At 74.9% G+C, this 16875-nt stretch carries 15 protein-coding genes and 1 riboswitch; of the genes, 7 read left to right on the top strand and 8 right to left on the bottom strand.

Annotation, left to right across the window (positions count from 1 at the left end):
- Nucleotides 1–8: 8 nt before the first annotated feature.
- Both ACWCYY_RS07150 and ACWCYY_RS07145 read right to left on the bottom strand, forming a co-directional pair.
- A complete protein-coding gene (locus ACWCYY_RS07150; protein WP_449795388.1) occupies nucleotides 9–704 on the bottom strand; it encodes an SCO2322 family protein in 696 nt (231 codons plus the stop codon).
- Nucleotides 701–2152, bottom strand: coding sequence for a prenyltransferase/squalene oxidase repeat-containing protein (locus ACWCYY_RS07145; protein WP_449795387.1), 1452 nt, complete (start codon nucleotides 2150–2152; stop codon nucleotides 701–703). The genes ACWCYY_RS07150 and ACWCYY_RS07145 overlap by 4 nt, the downstream gene beginning before the upstream one ends.
- 65 nt (nucleotides 2153–2217) lie before the next feature.
- Nucleotides 2218–2336: riboswitch (cobalamin riboswitch) on the bottom strand.
- A 104-nt stretch (nucleotides 2337–2440) separates the two neighbouring features.
- Here ACWCYY_RS07145 and ACWCYY_RS07140 point away from each other — a divergent pair.
- Nucleotides 2441–3901: an aldehyde dehydrogenase gene (locus tag ACWCYY_RS07140; RefSeq protein WP_449795386.1), complete on the top strand. Its 1461-nt coding sequence runs from the start codon at nucleotides 2441–2443 to the stop codon at nucleotides 3899–3901.
- A 15-nt stretch (nucleotides 3902–3916) separates the two neighbouring features.
- On the opposite strand, the gene ACWCYY_RS07135 is transcribed toward ACWCYY_RS07140, so the two are convergent.
- On the bottom strand, nucleotides 3917–4507 hold the full coding sequence (locus ACWCYY_RS07135) for a TetR family transcriptional regulator (RefSeq protein ID WP_345285020.1): 591 nt from the start codon (nucleotides 4505–4507) through the stop codon (nucleotides 3917–3919).
- A gap of 318 nt (nucleotides 4508–4825) precedes the next feature.
- Between ACWCYY_RS07135 and ACWCYY_RS07130 the strand changes: the two genes are divergently transcribed.
- The 3 genes from ACWCYY_RS07130 (at nucleotide 4826) to ACWCYY_RS07120 (ending at nucleotide 8013) form a co-directional block, all read left to right on the top strand.
- Nucleotides 4826–6145, top strand: a complete 1320-nt coding sequence (locus ACWCYY_RS07130; RefSeq protein WP_380150154.1) for a glycosyltransferase family 4 protein — start codon at nucleotides 4826–4828, stop codon at nucleotides 6143–6145.
- A 78-nt stretch (nucleotides 6146–6223) separates the two neighbouring features.
- Nucleotides 6224–6958 (top strand): class I SAM-dependent methyltransferase, encoded by a 735-nt coding sequence (locus ACWCYY_RS07125; RefSeq protein ID WP_345285022.1) that lies wholly within the window; start codon nucleotides 6224–6226, stop codon nucleotides 6956–6958.
- Nucleotides 6955–8013: a prenyltransferase/squalene oxidase repeat-containing protein gene (locus tag ACWCYY_RS07120; protein WP_380150155.1), complete on the top strand. Its 1059-nt coding sequence runs from the start codon at nucleotides 6955–6957 to the stop codon at nucleotides 8011–8013. The genes ACWCYY_RS07125 and ACWCYY_RS07120 overlap by 4 nt, the downstream gene beginning before the upstream one ends.
- Before the next feature lie 220 nt (nucleotides 8014–8233).
- On the opposite strand, the gene ACWCYY_RS07115 is transcribed toward ACWCYY_RS07120, so the two are convergent.
- From ACWCYY_RS07115 to ACWCYY_RS07105, 3 genes are all read right to left on the bottom strand, one after another.
- Nucleotides 8234–9229: a hypothetical protein gene (locus tag ACWCYY_RS07115; RefSeq protein WP_449795385.1), complete on the bottom strand. Its 996-nt coding sequence runs from the start codon at nucleotides 9227–9229 to the stop codon at nucleotides 8234–8236.
- Nucleotides 9230–9377: 148 nt separating this feature from the next.
- Nucleotides 9378–10361, bottom strand: a complete 984-nt coding sequence (locus ACWCYY_RS07110) for an N-acetylmuramoyl-L-alanine amidase (protein WP_380150157.1) — start codon at nucleotides 10359–10361, stop codon at nucleotides 9378–9380.
- A gap of 7 nt (nucleotides 10362–10368) precedes the next feature.
- A complete protein-coding gene (locus tag ACWCYY_RS07105) occupies nucleotides 10369–11952 on the bottom strand; it encodes a hypothetical protein (RefSeq protein ID WP_449795384.1) in 1584 nt (527 codons plus the stop codon).
- Between the two features lie 296 nt (nucleotides 11953–12248).
- On the opposite strand from ACWCYY_RS07105, the gene ACWCYY_RS07100 reads away from it, so the two are divergent.
- Entirely contained in the window at nucleotides 12249–12929 is a 681-nt protein-coding gene (locus ACWCYY_RS07100) for an MBL fold metallo-hydrolase (protein WP_449795383.1), read from the top strand.
- 46 nt (nucleotides 12930–12975) lie between these two features.
- Here the strand turns inward: ACWCYY_RS07100 and ACWCYY_RS07095 are convergent, their stop codons facing one another.
- A complete protein-coding gene (locus ACWCYY_RS07095; protein WP_449795382.1) occupies nucleotides 12976–13617 on the bottom strand; it encodes a class I SAM-dependent methyltransferase in 642 nt (213 codons plus the stop codon).
- A 182-nt stretch (nucleotides 13618–13799) separates the two neighbouring features.
- Here ACWCYY_RS07095 and ACWCYY_RS07090 point away from each other — a divergent pair, with 182 nt between their 5' ends.
- Together ACWCYY_RS07090 and ACWCYY_RS07085 are read left to right on the top strand one after the other, a co-directional pair.
- Nucleotides 13800–14879: an alcohol dehydrogenase catalytic domain-containing protein gene (locus tag ACWCYY_RS07090; protein ID WP_449795381.1), complete on the top strand. Its 1080-nt coding sequence runs from the start codon at nucleotides 13800–13802 to the stop codon at nucleotides 14877–14879.
- A gap of 125 nt (nucleotides 14880–15004) precedes the next feature.
- Nucleotides 15005–16579, top strand: a complete 1575-nt coding sequence (locus ACWCYY_RS07085) for an LCP family protein (protein WP_449795380.1) — start codon at nucleotides 15005–15007, stop codon at nucleotides 16577–16579.
- Between the two features lie 68 nt (nucleotides 16580–16647).
- Here ACWCYY_RS07085 and ACWCYY_RS07080 read toward each other — a convergent pair whose 3' ends face one another.
- The gene (locus ACWCYY_RS07080) at nucleotides 16648–16800 is read right to left on the bottom strand and encodes a hypothetical protein (RefSeq protein WP_449795379.1); all 153 of its coding nucleotides are present in this window, start codon (nucleotides 16798–16800) and stop codon (nucleotides 16648–16650) included.
- Nucleotides 16801–16875 lie beyond the last annotated feature (75 nt).

The raw sequence follows: 16875 nt of genomic DNA, 5'->3' as shown, positions 1-16875 counted from the left end.
ACGGTGGGTCAGGAACGGCGGCGGCGGGCCTGCCAGACGGCCGCCCCGGCCAGGGCCGCCACCAGTGCGGCGCCCGCGACCACGCCCAGCGCCGGGCCGGAGCCGCCGGATCCCCTGTCGCCGGAGTCCGTGTCGCCGGAGGCGGTCGCGGACCCGGCGGCGTTCACCACGTCGCCGCAACCGGCCTTCGGGTAGCCGGAGATGGCGCACAGGATGCCGGCCGAGTCGTACCGCAGCGGTGGGGCCAGGGTGGCCAGCACCTCGGCCGAGGTGGCGGCGGCCGGTACGGCGGCGCAGCCGGTGCGCGGCGAGGGGGTGGGCGGGGTCTCGCCGGACGGGGCGTCGGCGGCGGTGCCGAAGTCGAGCACCACGGCGACCCGCTTCTTGCCGGGCTGGGCGGGGGTGGCGGCGCAGAGCGCGGCGAAGTCGCCGGAGCCGGTGGGCCGCGCGGCGTCCTGGCCGCCGTCGGGGCTGACCGCGAAGCGCCAGCCGTCCACGGCACCGTCCGGCGGCACGTACACGGCGGGGCCCTGCTGCTGGTAGGTCCAGCCGGAGCCGGTCGCCTTCCAGAACGACCAGTAGCGGTAGCCGGTGGCGTGCGCGGGGGAGGGGAGCAGGACGGTGAGCAGGCTGGCCAGCAGGAGGGCGAGCGCGGCGGTGAGGGCCGGGGCCGTCACCGCCGCGCCGGGTCGACGGGGCGTCACTTCTGCCCGTCGCCCTCGTCGGTGTCCGGCCGGTCCTTCGCGGAGGGCTCGGAGGAGGGCTCGGAGGCGGGCTTCTCCGCGGGCTCGGCGGCCGGCTTGCCGCCGCCCGGGGCGTGGGCGCCGCGCTTGCGCTGGAGGCTGAGCAGCAGGCCGCCGCCGATGCCGATCAGCAGGCCGACGCCGATCAGCCAGAACGGGGAGAAGCCGCCGTTGTCGTCGGCCTCGGTGATGGAGGAGCCGGGGGCCTTGGTGCCCTTGGGGTACTCCGAGGCGGCGGCGCTCGCGGCGGGCGGGACGGACTTGGGCGCCGGGCCGGCGTCGATGAGCAGCTGGAGGATGTTGCTGCCGCCGTAGTTGAGCGGGTCGCGCCCGGACGCCTGGGCGGTCAGCACCAGGATGGCGGCGGCCGAGGCGTCGGTGCCGGAGGCGCCCTTGGCGGCCCAGGCGTAGCCGTTGCCGGCCAGCCAGTCGGCGGCACCGGCGGCCTCGGTGGGGTGGCCGGCCTGGATCAGGCTGAGCGCGGCCCAGGCGGTGGCGTTGTAGTCGGGGGTGGGCGCGGCGCCGGGGGTGTTGAGCATCAAGTGCTGGCCGTTGGCCGCCAGCTGCGCGACCAGGTGGGCGGAGACGGCCTCGGCGGAGGCCGCGCGCGGCACCGGGCCCGAGGTGGTGGTGGAGCAGTCGAGCGGCTTGGGCGCGGCGTCCGCCCGGTTGGTGTTGGTGACCGGCAGCTTGCCGCCGGCCGCGGCGAGCGCGGCCTGGGCGCTGGCCAGCCCGTTCGGGGCGAGCGAGCCGTCCGGGAGCGGCTGGTAGCCGAAGGCGCCGCGCTCGCCGACCGGGGCGGCGCAGCCGAGCTGGAAGAGGGCCAGGCCGTCGTAGGCGGTCTTGCCGTCCTTGGCCACGGTGGCCGGGTCGGTGCCGACGGTGAGCAGGGCGCTGACGGCCAGTCCGGTGGAGTTGGCGTCGCCGGGGTTGCCGGGGTTGTAGGCCCAACTGCCGTCCGCGTTCTGGACCTTCTTCAGCCACTCGACGCCCCGGCTGACGGAGTTCTGGTGTCCGTCCAGCTTGCTCAGCGCCTGGACGGCCATGGCGGTGGCGTTGGTGTCCTCGGCCTTGGGGTCGCAGGCGCCGGTGGTCGCGGCGGCGGAGGAGGTGTCGGCGCGGAACGAGGGCCAGCCGCCGTCCGCGCACTGCTGGCCGGTCAGCCAGTTCACCGCGGCGTCGGCGGGCACCACGCCGGTGGCGGCGAGCGCGGTGAGGGCCAGCGACTGGCGCCACACGCCGTCGTACGTCGGGTCGCCCTTGCCGTAGACCTCGGCGGGGGCGGCGACCGGGGAGGGGGAGGCTGACGGGGTGTCCGCGAGGGCGGGGGCGGCGGTGCCGGCCAGCAGGGCGGCGGTGGCCAAGGCGGTGGTGGCCAGGGCGGCGCCCGCGCGGGCAGTGGTGAGCATGGCGGTGGGTGGACCTTTCGCTGAGCGGTGGTGCGGCGGTGGGGGAACCGCCCGTAGACCTCGACGTGGCCGCTCGCTCCCGGACGGGCATTCCGACTTTCACGGCTGCGGGTCAGTGCCGGAGTACCACCGGCTTCCCCCGACGAGGAGCGGATGAAGTTGTACCAGCGGTTCAAGACTCTAACCTTCCGGCCGTCGCGCTCCGTACCGACACGGTCTGGACGCCACCCCTCCCCACGGACTAGAACTGGTACCAGTTTTTCGGTCCGTCGGGCGGAGGAGTCGGGGATGACCGGGGTAGTGGAGCACGGCGAGCTGTTCATCGGAGGCGCGTGGAGCGCCCCGGCCGGGGACGCGGTGATCGAGGTGGTCTCCCCGCACACCGAGCAGGTGATCGGCCGGGTGCCGCACGCCGCCGAGGCGGACGTGGACCGCGCGGTGGCCGCCGCCCGCCGGGCCTTCGACGAGGGCCCCTGGCCCCGGACCTCGCCGGCCGAGCGGATCGCGGTGGTGCGCCGGATCAAGGACGGCCTGGCCGCCCGGGCCCGGGAGCTGGCCGAGCTGATCACCTCTCAGAACGGCTCGCCGATCTCCTGGAGCGTGCCCGCCCAGGCGTACGGACCGGTGGCGATCTGGGACGCGTACATCCGGGTGGCCGAGGCGCACCCCTTCGAGGAGCTGCGGGACGGGGCCTTCGGCCGGGCCCTGGTGCGCAGCGAGCCGGCCGGGGTGGTGGCGGCGGTGGTGCCGTGGAACGTCCCGCAGTTCGCCGCCGCCTCCAAGCTGGCGCCCGCCCTGCTGGCGGGCTGCACCGTGGTGCTCAAGCCGTCGCCGGAGACCCCGCTGGACGCCTACGTGCTGGCCGAGGTGGTCCGCGAGGCCGGGCTGCCCGAGGGCGTGCTGAGCATCCTGCCCGCCGACCGGGGGACCGGGGCGTACCTGGTCGGCCACCCCGGCGTGGACAAGGTCTCCTTCACCGGCTCGGTCGCCGCCGGGCGGCTGGTGATGGCCAGTGCCGCCCGCACCCTCAAGAAGGTCACCCTGGAGCTCGGCGGCAAGTCCGCCGCGATCGTGCTCCCCGACGCCGACCTGGACCGCACCGTCCGCTCCCTGACCACCGCCGCCTACCTCAACAACGGCCAGGCCTGCATCGCCCAGACCCGGATCCTCGCCCCCGCCTCCCACTACGAGGAGCTGGCCGAGCGCCTCACGGCCGCCGTCGCCGCCCTCCCGGTCGGGGACCCGCTCGACCCGGGCACGGCCGTCGGCCCGCTGGTGACGGCGCGTCAGCGGCAGCGCAGCCTGGACTGCATCGCGCTGGCCCAGGAGGAGGGCGCCAAGCTGCTCACCGGTGGCGGGGTGCCGGCCGGACTGGAGCGCGGCTGGTACGTCGAGCCGACGCTCTTCGGCGACGTCGACAACTCCAGCCGGATCGCCCAGGAGGAGGTCTTCGGCCCGGTGGTCTGCCTGACGCCCTACCAGGACGAGGAGCAGGCCGTCCGGCTGGCGAACGACTCCGAGTTCGGCCTCTCCGGCAGCGTCTGGACCGCCGACGTCGAACGCGGCCTGGACGTGGCCCGCCGGATCCGCACCGGCACCTACGCGGTCAACACCTTCACCCTCGACTGCGGCGTCCCCTTCGGCGGCTACAAGCAGTCCGGCGTCGGCCGCGAGTTCGGCCCCGAGGGCTTCGCCGAGTACCTGGAGACCAAGAGCATCGTCCTGCCCAAGGGGTACACCGCGCCCTGACGGGCGGTCAGGGTCTCAGAGGGTCAGCAGGCGGGCCGCGGTGTGGAGGTCGGCGCGGACCTCCGCCAGCGAGGTGCGGCCGGAGAGCCAGGCGAGCAGGGTGGCGTGCCAGGTGTGGGCGACCACGCGGAGGGCGGCCTGCTGGGCCGGGGTGGGGGTGGGGCCGAGCTGGGCGGCGTCCAGGACGATGGCGGAGGTGACGGCGGAGACGGCGTCCACCTCGGCGCTCACCGAGCGGTCGGCGAAGGAGAGGGCGCGCACCATGGCCTCCGCGAGCCGGGGCTCGCGCTGGAGCGCGTGGAAGGCCTGGGTCAGGGTCTCGGCGACCCTGGCCGCCGGGTCGTCCCCGGTCGGTGGGTGGCGGCGGACCTGTTCGTGGAGGTGCTGGAGCTGCTCCTGCATCACCGCGACCAACAGGTGCACCTTGGAGGGGAAGTAGCGGTAGAGGGTGCCGAGTGCGACCTCCGCCGTCTCCGCCACCTCGCGCATCTGCACCGCCTCGTACCCGCCCCGGGCGGCCAGCGCGGTGGAGGCCCGCAGGATGCGGCGGCGGCGCTCGGCCTGACGGGGCGTGAGCCCGGCGCCGGGGGCGGCGGTGGTGGTCAAGGCGGGCCTCCCCGGACGGGTGCGCGGTAGTTCCGGACGGGGGTGATTGAACCATGGGGCGGCAGGTGAGGACACGTCGGCGGGGAGGCGTCGGGAGAGCTATGTCACAGTGAACGCCGGGTCGGCGCGCCCCGTGGAGCAGTCAGAATGGAGCTCTCCGGTGCTGACGTACCCGTCAGTAGCCGGCGTCTCCCCGGGCGGGGGCCGCCCGGCCGCTCCCGGGTCCGGGGCCGGGTATCTTCGAGGCCCGAACAAGCATGAAACGTGATCTACTTCCCGCCGCCCGCGCGGACGGAGAGTAGGGGACAGGAGCCCCGGATGACCGCGCTGCCGCCGCGACCGCTGCGCATCGCCCTGCTCTCCTACCGGGGCGACCCGTACTGCGGCGGCCAGGGCGTGTACGTGCGCCACCTCTCCCGCGAGCTGGCCCGCCTCGGCCACCACGTGGACGTGATCGGCGCCCAGCCCTACCCCGTGCTGGACGAGGTCGAGGGCCCGGGCAGCGTGCGGCTCGTGGAGCTGCCCAGTCTGGACCTGTACCGGGCCGACGACCCCTTCCGCACCCCCGCGCTGCGCGAGTACCGGAGCCTGGTGGACGTGCTGGAGGTGGCCGGCATGCGCACCGGCGGCTTCCCCGAGCCGCTCACCTTCTCGCTCCGGGCCCGGCAGTACCTGGCCGCCCACAAGGGCCGCTACGACGTGGTGCACGACAACCAGACCCTCGGCTACGGCCTGCTCGGCCTGGCCCGGCACGGCTTCCCGCTGGTCACCACCGTGCACCACCCGATCACCGTGGACCGGCAGCTGGAGATCGACGCGGCCGCCACCCGGCTGGAGCGGCTCGGCAAGCGCCGCTGGTACGGCTTCGTCCGGATGCAGCGCCGGGTGGCCGCCCGGCTGGACCACGTGATCACCGTCTCCGGCAGCTCCAAGACCGAGATCGCCGAGCACCTGGGCACCCCGCCCGGCCGGATCGCGGTGGTGCCGATCGGCGCCGACACCCGGCTCTGGTCGCCCTCCGAGGAGGTCGCCGTGGTGCCCGGACGGATCGTCACCACCTCCAGTGCGGACGTCCCGTTGAAGGGCCTGGTCCACCTGGTGGAGGCCCTGGCCAAGGTGCGGACCGAGCGCCCGGCGCACCTGGTGGTGGTCGGCAAGCCGCAGAAGGGCGAGGGGCCGGTCACCGAGGCCGTCCGCCGCTTCGGCCTGGAGGCGCACGTCGAGTTCCGCACCGGGCTGACGGACCGTGAGCTGGTCGACCTCTACCGCTCGGCCGAGGTGGCCTGCGTGCCGTCCCTGTACGAGGGCTTCTCGCTGCCCGCCGCCGAGGCGATGGCCACCGGCACCCCGCTGGTCGCCACCACCGGCGGTGCCATCCCCGAGGTGGCCGGGCCGGACGGCGAGACCTGCCTCGCGGTGCCGCCCGGCGACGCGGGGGCGCTGGCCGCCGCGCTGGGGCGCCTGCTGGACGACCCCGCGCTGCGGGCCCGCCTCGGCGCGGCCGGGCGGGAGCGGGTGCTGGCCCGTTTCACCTGGCAGCGGGCCGCCGAGCTCACCGCCGAGCAGTACCGCGCGGCGATCGCCACCGGGGTCGGGCAGCGGGCCCGGGCCGGCGCCGGGTGGCGCTACGTCGCCTGAGCAGCCCCGGCGCGGCCGTGAGCTGACGGCCGATCACTTTCTCGTCGTACCACCGCACCAACGAATGGGAGCCCCGCAGTGCTGACCGTCGATTTCTCCCGCTTCCCGCTCGCCCCCGGCGACCGGGTGCTCGACCTGGGCTGTGGTGGGGGCCGGCACGCCTTCGAGTGTTACCGGCGCGGCGCGAACGTGGTCGCCCTGGACCAGAACGCCGAGGAGATCGCCGAGGTGCGCAAGTGGTTCGCCGCCATGGAGCAGGCCGGCGAGGCGCCGGCCGGCGCCTCGGCGGTGGCCATGGAGGGCGACGCGCTCAACCTGCCGTTCGACGACGACACCTTCGACAAGATCATCATCTCCGAGGTGATGGAGCACATCCCGGACGACAAGGGCGTGCTCGCCGAGATGGTCCGGGTGCTCAAGCCCGGCGGCCTGCTGGCCGTCACCGTGCCGCGCTACCTGCCCGAGAAGATCTGCTGGGCGCTCTCCGACGAGTACCACGAGGTCGAGGGCGGGCACATCCGGATCTACAAGGGCGACGAGCTGGTGGAGCGGGTGCGGGAGGCCGGCCTGGAGCCGTACGGCCAGCACCACGCACACGCGCTGCACTCGCCGTACTGGTGGATCAAGTGCGCGGTCGGCGTCAACAACGACAAGGCCCTGCCGGTCAAGGCCTACCACCAGCTGCTGGTCTGGGACATCGTCGGGACGCCGGTGATCTCGAAGATCACCAAGGCCGCCGAGAAGGCGCTCAACCCGGTGATCGGCAAGAGCTTCGTGGTGTACGCGAGCAAGCCGCGGAAGGCCGGCGCATGACGGCCGCGATCCCCGAGGCGCTGCTGCTCGACGGGGTGCTGGACGCCCGGCAGGCCGCCGACACCGTCCGCTCCATCCTGGCCGACCAGCTGCCCGACGGCGCCATCCCGTGGTTCGGCGGCGGGCACCTGGACCCCTGGGACCACACCGAGGCCGCGATGGCCCTCGACACGGCCGGCGAGCACGCCGCCGCCGAGGCCGCGTACCGCTGGCTGGCGGGGCGTCAGAACCCGGACGGCTCCTGGTACGCCGCCTACGTGGACGGCGAGGTGACCAGCCGGGCGAAGGAGACCAACTTCTGCGCCTACGTGGCGGTCGGGGTCTGGCACCACCACCTCTCGACGGGAGACGACGGTTTCCTGGAGTGGATCTGGCCGGTCGTCCGGCGGGCGCTGGACTTCACGGTCGGGCTGCGGCTGCCCGGCGGGCCGATCGCCTGGCGGCAGGACGAGGACGGCACCGCGCCGGAGGAGGCGCTGCTGACCGGGTCCTCCAGCATCCTGCACGCGCTGCGGTGCGGGCTCGCCATCGCGGACTACCTCGAGGAGCCGCAGCCGGACTGGGAGTTGGCGGCGGGGCGGCTGCGGCACGCCGTCGCCCACCACCCGGAGCGGTTCCTCGACAAGGACCGCTACTCGATGGACTGGTACTACCCGGTGCTCGGGACCGCGCTGCGCGGTGCCGAGGCGGTGGCCAGGATCGAGAAGGACTGGGAGAAGTTCGTGGTGCCCGGGCTGGGGGTGCGGTGCGTCAGCGACCGGCCCTGGGTGACGGGCGGCGAGAGCGCCGAACTGGCGCTCGCGCTCTGGGCGGTGGGCGAGTCCGACCGCGCGGTGGAGATCCTGCGGTGGATCCAGCACCTGCGGCACGAGGACGGGTCCTACTGGACCGGGTACGTCTTCGAGGACGACGCGATCTGGCCCGAGGAGCGGACCACCTGGACGGCGGGCGCACTGCTGCTCGCGGTGGCGGCGCTGGGCGGGGACCACGCGACGGTCGCCGTCTTCGGCGGGGACCAGCTCCCCGCGGGGCTGGTCGTCGAGGACTGCTGCTGAGGCGGGGGCTGATCACCCGGGGCGAGGACGGTTGCGCCCCGCAGGGGCGCGAGGCTCTGCTGATCTGCGGCTCCGCCGCGGGGCGCGAAGGGGAACGGCAGCACGTGCAACTGAGCCACCATCAGTCAGTTGCAGGTGCTGCCGTTCCCCTTCGCGCAGTTCCTCGCGCCCCTGGCCGCTGCCCTTCCGGGCGCCGCGTGCGAGGGGACCCCTGCGGAGGTCAGCCGCGCTGGATGCCGGTGACGTCGTTCAGGAGGCCGTGTGAGCCGTCCTGGAGCTGGGCGACCAGGGCGGTTCCGCGCTGTTCGACGGCCAGGTACCAGGTGCCCGGGAGGAGCTCGCCGACCGGCGGGCCGGCGGGGTTCTCCTTGGGCGAGAGCTGGCGGGGGGCCGGGACGGCGAACCAGAACGGCGCGAAGTCGGCGACCGGGGCGGCCGGGTTCGGCAGCGGGGCGGTCGCGGCGGCCGGGACGGCGGGCTGGACCTGGGTCGGCTCCTGGTGGGAGGCCGGGTTGGGCAGCGGGGCGGTGGTGCCGGCGCCGCTCGGGGTCGGGTAGCCGTAACCGCCGGGCTGCGGCTGGGCGGTGTAGCCGGGGAGGCCACCGCCCGGGACCGGCTGGCCCCCCTGGCCCTGGGCCTGGTCGTAGCCGAAGGGGGCGCCCGGAGCGGGCTGGCCGACCTGACCGGGCTGGCCCGGCTGGAAGGCACCGCCGGGGGCGAACGGGGATCCGGGGGTGGCGGGGGTGGCCGGCTTGTCCGTCAGCAGCGGGGCCTGGAGGGCGGGCACCAGCGGGGCGGCCGCGGCGGCCCCGGCGAGCACCAGCAGGGCGAGCACGCTGAGCCAGGCGCCGAAGCCGTGGCCGACCGCGCTGCTGTCGCCGCCGCCGGCCAGGGCCCACAGGCCGGACCAGAGGGCGGCGAAGGAGAGCGCGGTGCCCCACTGGTCCAGGCGCAGGCCGAGGATCTGGCGGCCGTTGGCGGCCTCGCCCTGGAAGCGCTGCACCAGGATCAGGGCCGCGCCGATGAGGCCGAGCAGGAAGACCGAGGGCAGCACCGGGAAGAGCGCGGTCGACCAGGCGCTCTGGGAGGAGGAGCTGCAGGCCCTGTTGCCGAGGCAGTACTCGACGGTCACGTAGGGCAGGAAGGAGGAGATGAAGAGCAGGACGGCCGCACCTGCGACGGCGGCGTCTCCCCTGGTGAGAGCGCGCAGATTCACTAACGTTCCCCTCGTCGGTGTGTGTCGTGGACGGCTGTGTGGTTCTGGACGGTGCAAAAGCCTAGGGCCAAGCCGTTCCGCGCTGCACGGCGGGTGCCGGAAAACGGCCGGTGTCGTGGCAAAACGCCCAAGACGCCTGCCTGCCGGGTCAGCTCTTGGTAGCGGCGGAGGCGGGCGTGGTGAGGAAGGCGGTGACCGCGTCGGCGATGCCCTGGGCGGCGCGCTGGCGCCACTGGGGGTCCGTCATCCGCCGGGCGTCGCCCTCGTTGCGCATGTTGCCGCACTCGATGAAGACCTTGGGGACCTTGGAGAGGTTGAGCCCGCCGAGGTCGTTGCGGGTGTCCAGGCCCTGCTCGCCGATGTAGTCGGCGTAGGGCTCGTCGGTGGCGGCCTTGAACCGGTCGCGCAGCAGGGTGCCGAGGCGGCGGGAGGATTCGACGATCGCGGAGGTGTCGGCCTTTCCGGCCTTCACCTTGGCGGGCATGATCACGTGGAAGCCGCTGCGGGAGGCCTGGGCCCCGTCGCCGTGCACCGAGACCGCTGCGTCCGCCTTGGCCTCGTTGCCGATCCGGGCGCGCTCGTCGATGCACGGGCCCCAGTCGCGGTCGTCGTCCTGGGTGAAGACCACCTTGGCGCCCCGGGCGGTGAGGATCTCCCGGGCCCGGCGCGAGACGTCCAGGCTGTACGCGGCCTCGGAGTAGCCGGCGTCGGTGCTGGTGCCGGTGGTGTCGCACTCCTTGCGGGCGTTGCCGATGTCCACCTGGCGGTTGATCTGGGAGGTGTGCTTGACGTTGCCGGGGTTGTGTCCGGCGTCCAGCAGCACCGTACGGCCCGTCAGGACGCCCGCGCCGGTGGGGATCCCGGCCGCCCCGGCGGGCGGGGCCGGGGTGGGCGTGCCGGTGCCGGGGGCCGGGGTCGCGGAGGGCGGGAGCTCGGTCGGCCAGCTGCTCGGCATCGGCGCCTCCGGGTCCGAGACGGGCGGGGCGGCCTGGGCGGCCTTCCGGGAGCTCTCCGCCTCGGCGCCCTGACAGGCGGTCAGGGCGAGGGCGGTGGCGCAGGCGAGGACGGCCAGCGCGGCGGCCCGGCCCCGGCCGGTGGTGGGGGAGGCGTGGGGGATGGTGGTGCGGGTCACGGGTGGTTCAGATCCTGTCCCAGGTGCGCGGCGTCAGGCCGAAGGTGTTGGCGAAGCCGTTCCACTTCGCCACGAAGTCCTTCTTCGCCTGGGTCGCCTGAGGATTGAGCTCGTTGGCCCGCTTGCGGTCGGCGGTGTTGGGAGCGGCGTTGTTGACGCAGCCCTGGGCGCCGACGGTCTTGGCCCAGGCCGCGTAGGCCCGGTCGATGTCGCCGGAGGTCTGCCAGGCGGTCTTCAGCTGCGCGGCCGCCTCGGGCCCACCGGGCAGGTCGGTGAACTGGAGCTTGGCCAGATCGGCCACCAACTGGTCGCGCTGGGCGGCGCCGGTCTCGAAGACCTGCACCGCCGCGTCGATCTCCGGCTTGCCCGGGCAGCTGTTGACCTTGGCCACCGCGTTGCCGATCGGCGCCTTGGCCCCCTCGCCCCGGCCCAGCAGGTCGTTCAGCGCCTTGGCCTGGGCGGCGGCCTGCGGGCCGCCGCCGGCCGAGGGGCTCGGAGAGGGGCCCGGGTCGGTGGCGGCGGGGGCGGTCGGGCTCGCCGCGGAGCCGTCCGCGCTCTGCGCCGGGGCGGGCTGCGGCGCGGTGGCGCTCTTCGAGGGGGACTTGGCGGTGCCGCCGCCCTCGTCGCCGGAGTTGCGGACCGCCCAGGCCACGCCGACGCCGATCACGACGACCAGCACCACGCCGATCGCCGCGAGCAGCGGCACGCGGCGGCGCGGGCTCTCCTCGGGGAGGTCCTCGTAGTCGTACTCCGGGTAGCGGGGCGGGAACTGCGGCTGCTGGTGCGGCTGCTGGGGGAACGCCGGGAACTGGCCCGGGGCGGCGCCCTGGGCGGCACCGGCGGCGGCCGGGAAACCTCCGGCCGGGGCCGGGCCGGGGAAGGCGCCGGGCTGCTGCTGGGCGTGCGCCTGCTGCGGGTGGGGCTGGGCGGCCGGGGGGAAGGCGCCGGGGGCTGCGGCCTGCGGGAAGCCGTAGCCGCCGGGCTGCGACTGGGCCGGGGGTTGCGGGGGGCCGAACTGCGGTGCGGTGGGTGCGGGTTGGGGTTGCTGTGCGGCCTGCGGGAAACCGGGCTGCTGGGGCTGGGCGGCCGGAGGGACGGCGCCGGGCTGCGGCTGGGCCGCGGCCTGCGGGAAGCCGTAGCCGCCGGGTGCGCCGGGCACCGCCCCGGACTGCGGGAGGTAGGGGCGGCCGCCGATCGGGGGGCCCTGGTCGCCGACCGCGCCGGGCGGGGTCTGCGCCGGGTAGCCGTAGCTGCCCGGCGCGGCGGGCGGCTGGGGGTGGCCCGGCTGAGGAGGTGTCAGCGGCTGCTGCCCCGGTCCGGGCTGACCGCCCGGCGGTGCCGGGGCCGGGGCGGCCAGCTGGAAGATCGCCGTGCTGGGCCCGTCGTCCAGCGGCTGCTGCCCGGGCGGGAGCGGGGAGGCGGGAGCGCCGGGCTTGCCGAAGGGCACCTGCGGGGGTGCGGGCTGCTGCGCCTGCGGGGGCTGTGCGGCCGGTGGGGCAGCCTGGGCGGGCGAGGGACGGATCCACCCGCCGGCGCCGTTCCGGGCGGTCGGGTCCCAGACCGCCGGCGCGGTGCTGTCCTGCTCGGTCATTCCTGGCCTCGCCCCCGCTGTGGAAGTGGTGCGTCCTGGGTTCGCATCGTCCGTTCGTTCGGCGACACGGTACCGGCAGTTCTCGGGCGCACCAACGCGGGCACCCGGTCCACCCGGCATTCGGGATGACGTTAGAGCATCGCCGATCGTGCCCGCAGGATGACAACGATCTTCGGGGCTCGTTCACCCGTGCGACCGTCCCCGACTGGCCCACGAGGACGCACGGGGGAGTGCACGCGCGCTGAGCCCAGGGCGAACGCGGGAACGCGGTGCGGCGGCCGGGCGTCGGGCCTGGCATGGAGATCATCGAGGTGGTGCCGCGGCTGCGGATGCTGAGGTTCGAGGTCGGGGCCGCGTATCTGTGGGACGACGGTGGGGAGTTGACGCTGGTGGACACCGGGTCGGCGGACCGGGCCGGGGAGATAGAGGAGGCGCTGGACGGGGGGCGGCTGCGCAGGATCGTGCTGACGCACTTCCACGAGGACCACAGCGGTTCGGCCGCCGAGCTGGCCGCGCGGCACGGGGCGGAGGTGGTGGCGCACCGGCTGGAGGCGCCCGTGATCCGGGGCGAGGTGCCGGGGCCGCCGCCGGTGCTGGAGGAGTTCGAGGTGCCGATCTGGGAGTCGCTGCCGAAGCTGCCGCCGGCCCCGCCCTGCCGGGTGGACCGCGAGGTGGCGGACGGGGACGCGCTCGACTTCGCGGGCGGTGCCGTGGTGGTGGCCGCGCCCGGGCACACCGACGGTTCGTTGGCGCTCTGGCTGCCGGAGCCCAAGGTGCTGTTCACCGGGGACGCGGTGGCCAACGTCAACGGGCTCACCATGCTGGGGGTCTTCAACACCGACCGGGCCCGCGCGGTGGAGTCCTTCCACCGGCTGGCCGCACTGGGGAGCGAGGCCGTGCTGTTCGGCCACGGCGACCCACTGGTCGGCGGGGCGGCGGAGGTGCTGCGGGCGGCCGCCGCCGGAACCGCGGCCTGACGGCGGGCCGGCCGACGGTCCGTCAGCCGGCGAGACCGACGGTCCGTCAGGCGGTGCGGCGGCGGAGGATGCGGAGCGAGCCGGTGACGGAGAGCTCCTCGAAACCGTCCTCCAAGGCGCGCAGATAGACCCGGTAGGGGGCCTGTCCGCCGTCCGCGGGGTCCGGGAAGACGTCGTGGACGGCGAGCAGGCCGCCGTCGGCCAGGTGCGGGGCCCAGCCCAGGTAGTCGGCGGTCGCGTGCTCGTCGGTGTGGCCGCCGTCGATGAAGACCAGGGCCAGCGGGGTGGACCAGAGCGCGGCGATCTGCGGCGAGCGGCCGACCAGGGCGACCACGTGCTCCTCCAGGCCCGCGTGGAAGAGGGTGCGGCGGAAGTTCGGCAGGGTGTCCATCCGGCCGACCTCGGGGTCGACCAGCGAGGTGTCGTGGTACTCCCAACCGGGCTGCTGCTCCTCCGAGCCCCGGTGGTGGTCCACGGTGAGCGCGACCGTGCCGGTGGCCCGGGCGGCGTCGGCCAGCAGGATCGCGGAGCGGCCGCAGTAGGTGCCGATCTCCAGCACCGGCCGCCCGGTGGCCCGGGCCGCCCCGACGGCGGCGGCGTACAGCGCGAGGCCCTCGTCCACCGGCATGAAACCGGTCGCGGCCTCGAAGGAGGCGAGCACCTCGGGGGCCGGGCGGAGGTCCGTCATGGTGCTGCTCCCTGTGGTGCGGTGCGGGTCTGCCGGTGCGAACCCTACTCGACGGTAGTCGGGGGCTACCGGGGTGCCGGGGGATGGGGTATATCTGGGAGCCGATTTCTGGAACTTGTTCTAGATCACGGCAGTCGTACGCTGCTGTCCATCACCCACAGGCGACCCCGGGAGCGAGCCCCATGCGCGCAGCGATCCTGCACGAGACCGGCCAGGACAAGCTGGAGGTCCGCGAGGACGTCGAGGTGGTCGGCTTCGGCCCCGGCAAGGTCCGGGTCCGGCTGCGGGCCACCAGCCTGTGCCACTCGGACCTCTCCGCGATGAGCGGCGTGCTGCCGCAGCCGGCCCCGTTCGTGCCCGGGCACGAGGGTGCGGGCGACGTGGTCGAGGTCGGGGAGGGCGTGACGGGCGTCGCGGTCGGCGACCGGGTGGTGCTCTGCTGGATGCCGCCCTGCGGCAGCTGCCCGCACTGCCGTCGGGGCCAGGGCCACCTGTGCGTCACCAGCCTGCGGCGGCTCGGCACCCCCGGTTTCGCGCTGGCCGACGGCACCGAGGTCTCCGGCTTCTACGGCACCGGCACCTTCGCCCAGGAGCTGGTGGTCACCGCCGACTCGGTGATCCCGGTGCCCGCCGACATGCCGTACGAGCAGGCCGCGCTGATCGGCTGCGGGGTGACCACCGGCCTCGGCGCGGCGGTGAACACCGCCCGGGTGGAGCCCGGCAGTTCGGTCGCGGTGATCGGTGCGGGCGGGGTCGGCGTGGCCGCCGTCCAGGGCGCCCGGATCTGCGGAGCGGCCCGGATCACCGTGGTCGACCCGGTGGAGTCCCGGCGCGAGCGGGCGCTCGCCTTCGGCGCCACCGAGGCGATCGCCCCCGAGGGGCTGAAGGCGGCGGCCAAGGGGCAGGAGGCGGGCGGTTTCGACTACGTCTTCGAGGCGGTCGGCCGCGGGGCCACGGTGCGGGCGGCGTACGACGCCACCCGGCGGGGCGGCGCGGTCGTGGTGATCGGGGCGGGGGCCCGGGACGACCTGGTGCAGTTCAGCATGGGTGAACTGTTCTTCAACGAGAAGCGTCTGCTCCCCTCGATGTACGGCGGCGGCGACGTGCGGCGCACCGCCGCCCGAGCCGTCGACCTCTGGCGGGCCGGCCGCCTGGACCTGGCCGGGATGATCACCCACCGGGTCGGCCTGGACGGGGTGAACGAGGCGATCCGCCAGATGCGCAGCGGCGAGGCCCTGCGGACGGTCATCACCCTCGACTGAACCCACCCCGCCCGCACCGGCGGAGCCGCCCGCACCGGCGGCGTCCGCACGTGGCCTTCGTCACTCCGGCAAGTTTTTTCGGCCAGTGGCGTTACCGATCCGGCCGCCGGTGCGTGTCTGTTCCCATGACCATTGCCGAGCCGAAGCCGGAGGGCCGGGCCGCCGCACGACGGGCGGCCGCGAGCAGCGGGCGCCGCAGGAAGAAGAAGGGCCGCCGCCGGGTCCTGGTGCCCGTGCTGGTCACCACCGGTGCGCTGGTGGTGGCCGCGGGCGGAGGAGCCTTCCTCTACCTGCGGCACCTGGACTCCAACATCCAGTCCGACCGGCTCGGCGCGGGCAACGCCCCGCCGCCGGCCGGCCAGGCCGACGCGCAGGGCCGGGTGGCGATGAACGTCCTGGTGATCGGCACCGACAGCCGCAAGGGCCTGGGCGGTGCCTACGGTGACCGGGAGAACACCGGCCTGGGCAACAACGACGTCAACATCCTGCTGCACGTCTACCCGGACCGGAAGGCGGCCGTCGCGCTGGACCTGCCCCGGGACTCGCTGGTCGACCAGCCCGCGTGCACCGGCAAGGACGGGAAGGTGGCCTCGGCGAAGACCGGTTGGCCGCTCAACGCCGCGATGGGCCGGGGTGGGCCGGGGTGCGTGAAGGACACCGTCGAGGCGATCACCGGTCTGCGGGTGGACTCCTGGCTGATCGTCAACTTCCAGGGCGTCAAGGACCTCACCGACGCGGTGGACGGCGTCGAGGTCAACCTGTGCAGTCCGGTGAAGGACGAGGAATCGCACCTGAACATTCCGGCCGGGCCCTACAAGCTCTCCGGCGAGCAGGGCCTGCAGTTCGTCCGCACCCGCTACGCCGTCGGGGACGGCACCGCGATCGGCCGGTTCTCGATGCAGCGCGCCTACCTCTCCTCGCTGCTGCGCAAGCTCACCGACAAGGGCACCCTGCTCAACCCCGCCACCGCCTTCGGGGTGGTCGAGGCCGCGACCAAGGCACTGACCGTCTCGGACAACATCGCGGGCACCACCAAGCTGGTCGCGCTCGCCACCGAGCTCAAGGAGGTCAAGCCCGCCGAGGTGGACTTCGTCCAGCCCCCGACCTCCTTCACCCGGGACCACCCCAACCCGGACTTCCGGTCGAAGAACCGGCTGGACCAGCCCGGTTCCAACCAGCTCTTCGCGCTGATCCGGGCCGACAAGCCGCTCAGCGGCGGCGAGGACCACGGGGCCTCCCCGCAGGCCTCCGCCGCGGCCTCGCCAGCGGCGGCCGCGAGCACCGCGCCGCCCGCGCCTTCGGTGAACCCGGCGACCGTCAACGTCACCGTGCTCAACGGCACCGGGGCGGCCGGCCTCGCCACCGCCACGGCCGAGACCCTGGCCAAGCTCAAGTACAAGGCGGTGCCCGGCACCGGAGCGCCGAAGAACGTGGCCACCAGCAGCGTCACGTACGCGCGCGCCGACCAGCGGGACGCGGCCCGGGCGGTGGCGGCGGCACTCGGCCTGCCCGAGTCGGCGGTGGCGGCGGGCGGCACCGGCAGCGGGGTGGTGGTCCTGCTCGGGGCCGACTTCCGGGCGGGCGGGGCCGCGCCGTCCGCCGCACCGGTGCCGACGGCGGTGCCCACCGAGGTGAAGGTCCATCAGGCGGACGAGACCGGCTGCACCAAGGTCAAGACCGGCGGCGCGCCGCTGCAGTGAGCACGCGGACGGCCCGCCCTCCGGGGTGCGGAGGACGGGCCGTCCGGTGGTGCGGGCCTGACCGCAGGTCAGCGGCGGTGGCGGCCGTGCGGGCTGGCGTCGGCGTGGTCGTCGGCGGCGGTGCCGCCCCGGTGACGGCCGTGCGCGGCCTCGGCCGGGGCCTTGTCGGCGCCGGGCCCGGTGCTCTCGTGGTCGCTGGTGTCGGTGCGGTTCTCGGACATGCGTTCGTTCTTCCGTGCGAGGGTCCCGGCTCTGCCCGAGCCGGACTACGAGGGCCACCCTATCCAGCGGATCCG

It is taken from the genome of Kitasatospora sp. NPDC001664, from assembly GCF_053596675.1.
Note: the sequence above shows the minus strand (reverse complement) of the source record. Positions and strands in the feature narration are given on the sequence as shown.

Bases quoted from the DNA above. Each gene is read 5' to 3' on its own strand.
- ACWCYY_RS07095 (WP_449795382.1), bottom strand. From the start codon at position 13,617: ATGACGGACCTCCGCCCGGCCCCCGAGGTGCTCGCCTCCTTCGAGGCC.
- ACWCYY_RS07130 (WP_380150154.1), top strand. From the start codon at position 4,826: ATGACCGCGCTGCCGCCGCGACCGCTGCGCATCGCCCTGCTCTCCTAC.
- ACWCYY_RS07145 (WP_449795387.1), bottom strand. From the start codon at position 2,152: ATGCTCACCACTGCCCGCGCGGGCGCCGCCCTGGCCACCACCGCCTTG.
- ACWCYY_RS07140 (WP_449795386.1), top strand. From the start codon at position 2,441: ATGACCGGGGTAGTGGAGCACGGCGAGCTGTTCATCGGAGGCGCGTGG.
- ACWCYY_RS07085 (WP_449795380.1), top strand. From the start codon at position 15,005: ATGACCATTGCCGAGCCGAAGCCGGAGGGCCGGGCCGCCGCACGACGG.
- ACWCYY_RS07080 (WP_449795379.1), bottom strand. From the start codon at position 16,800: ATGTCCGAGAACCGCACCGACACCAGCGACCACGAGAGCACCGGGCCC.
- ACWCYY_RS07105 (WP_449795384.1), bottom strand. From the start codon at position 11,952: ATGACCGAGCAGGACAGCACCGCGCCGGCGGTCTGGGACCCGACCGCC.
- ACWCYY_RS07120 (WP_380150155.1), top strand. From the start codon at position 6,955: ATGACGGCCGCGATCCCCGAGGCGCTGCTGCTCGACGGGGTGCTGGAC.
- ACWCYY_RS07090 (WP_449795381.1), top strand. From the start codon at position 13,800: ATGCGCGCAGCGATCCTGCACGAGACCGGCCAGGACAAGCTGGAGGTC.
- ACWCYY_RS07100 (WP_449795383.1), top strand. From the start codon at position 12,249: ATGGAGATCATCGAGGTGGTGCCGCGGCTGCGGATGCTGAGGTTCGAG.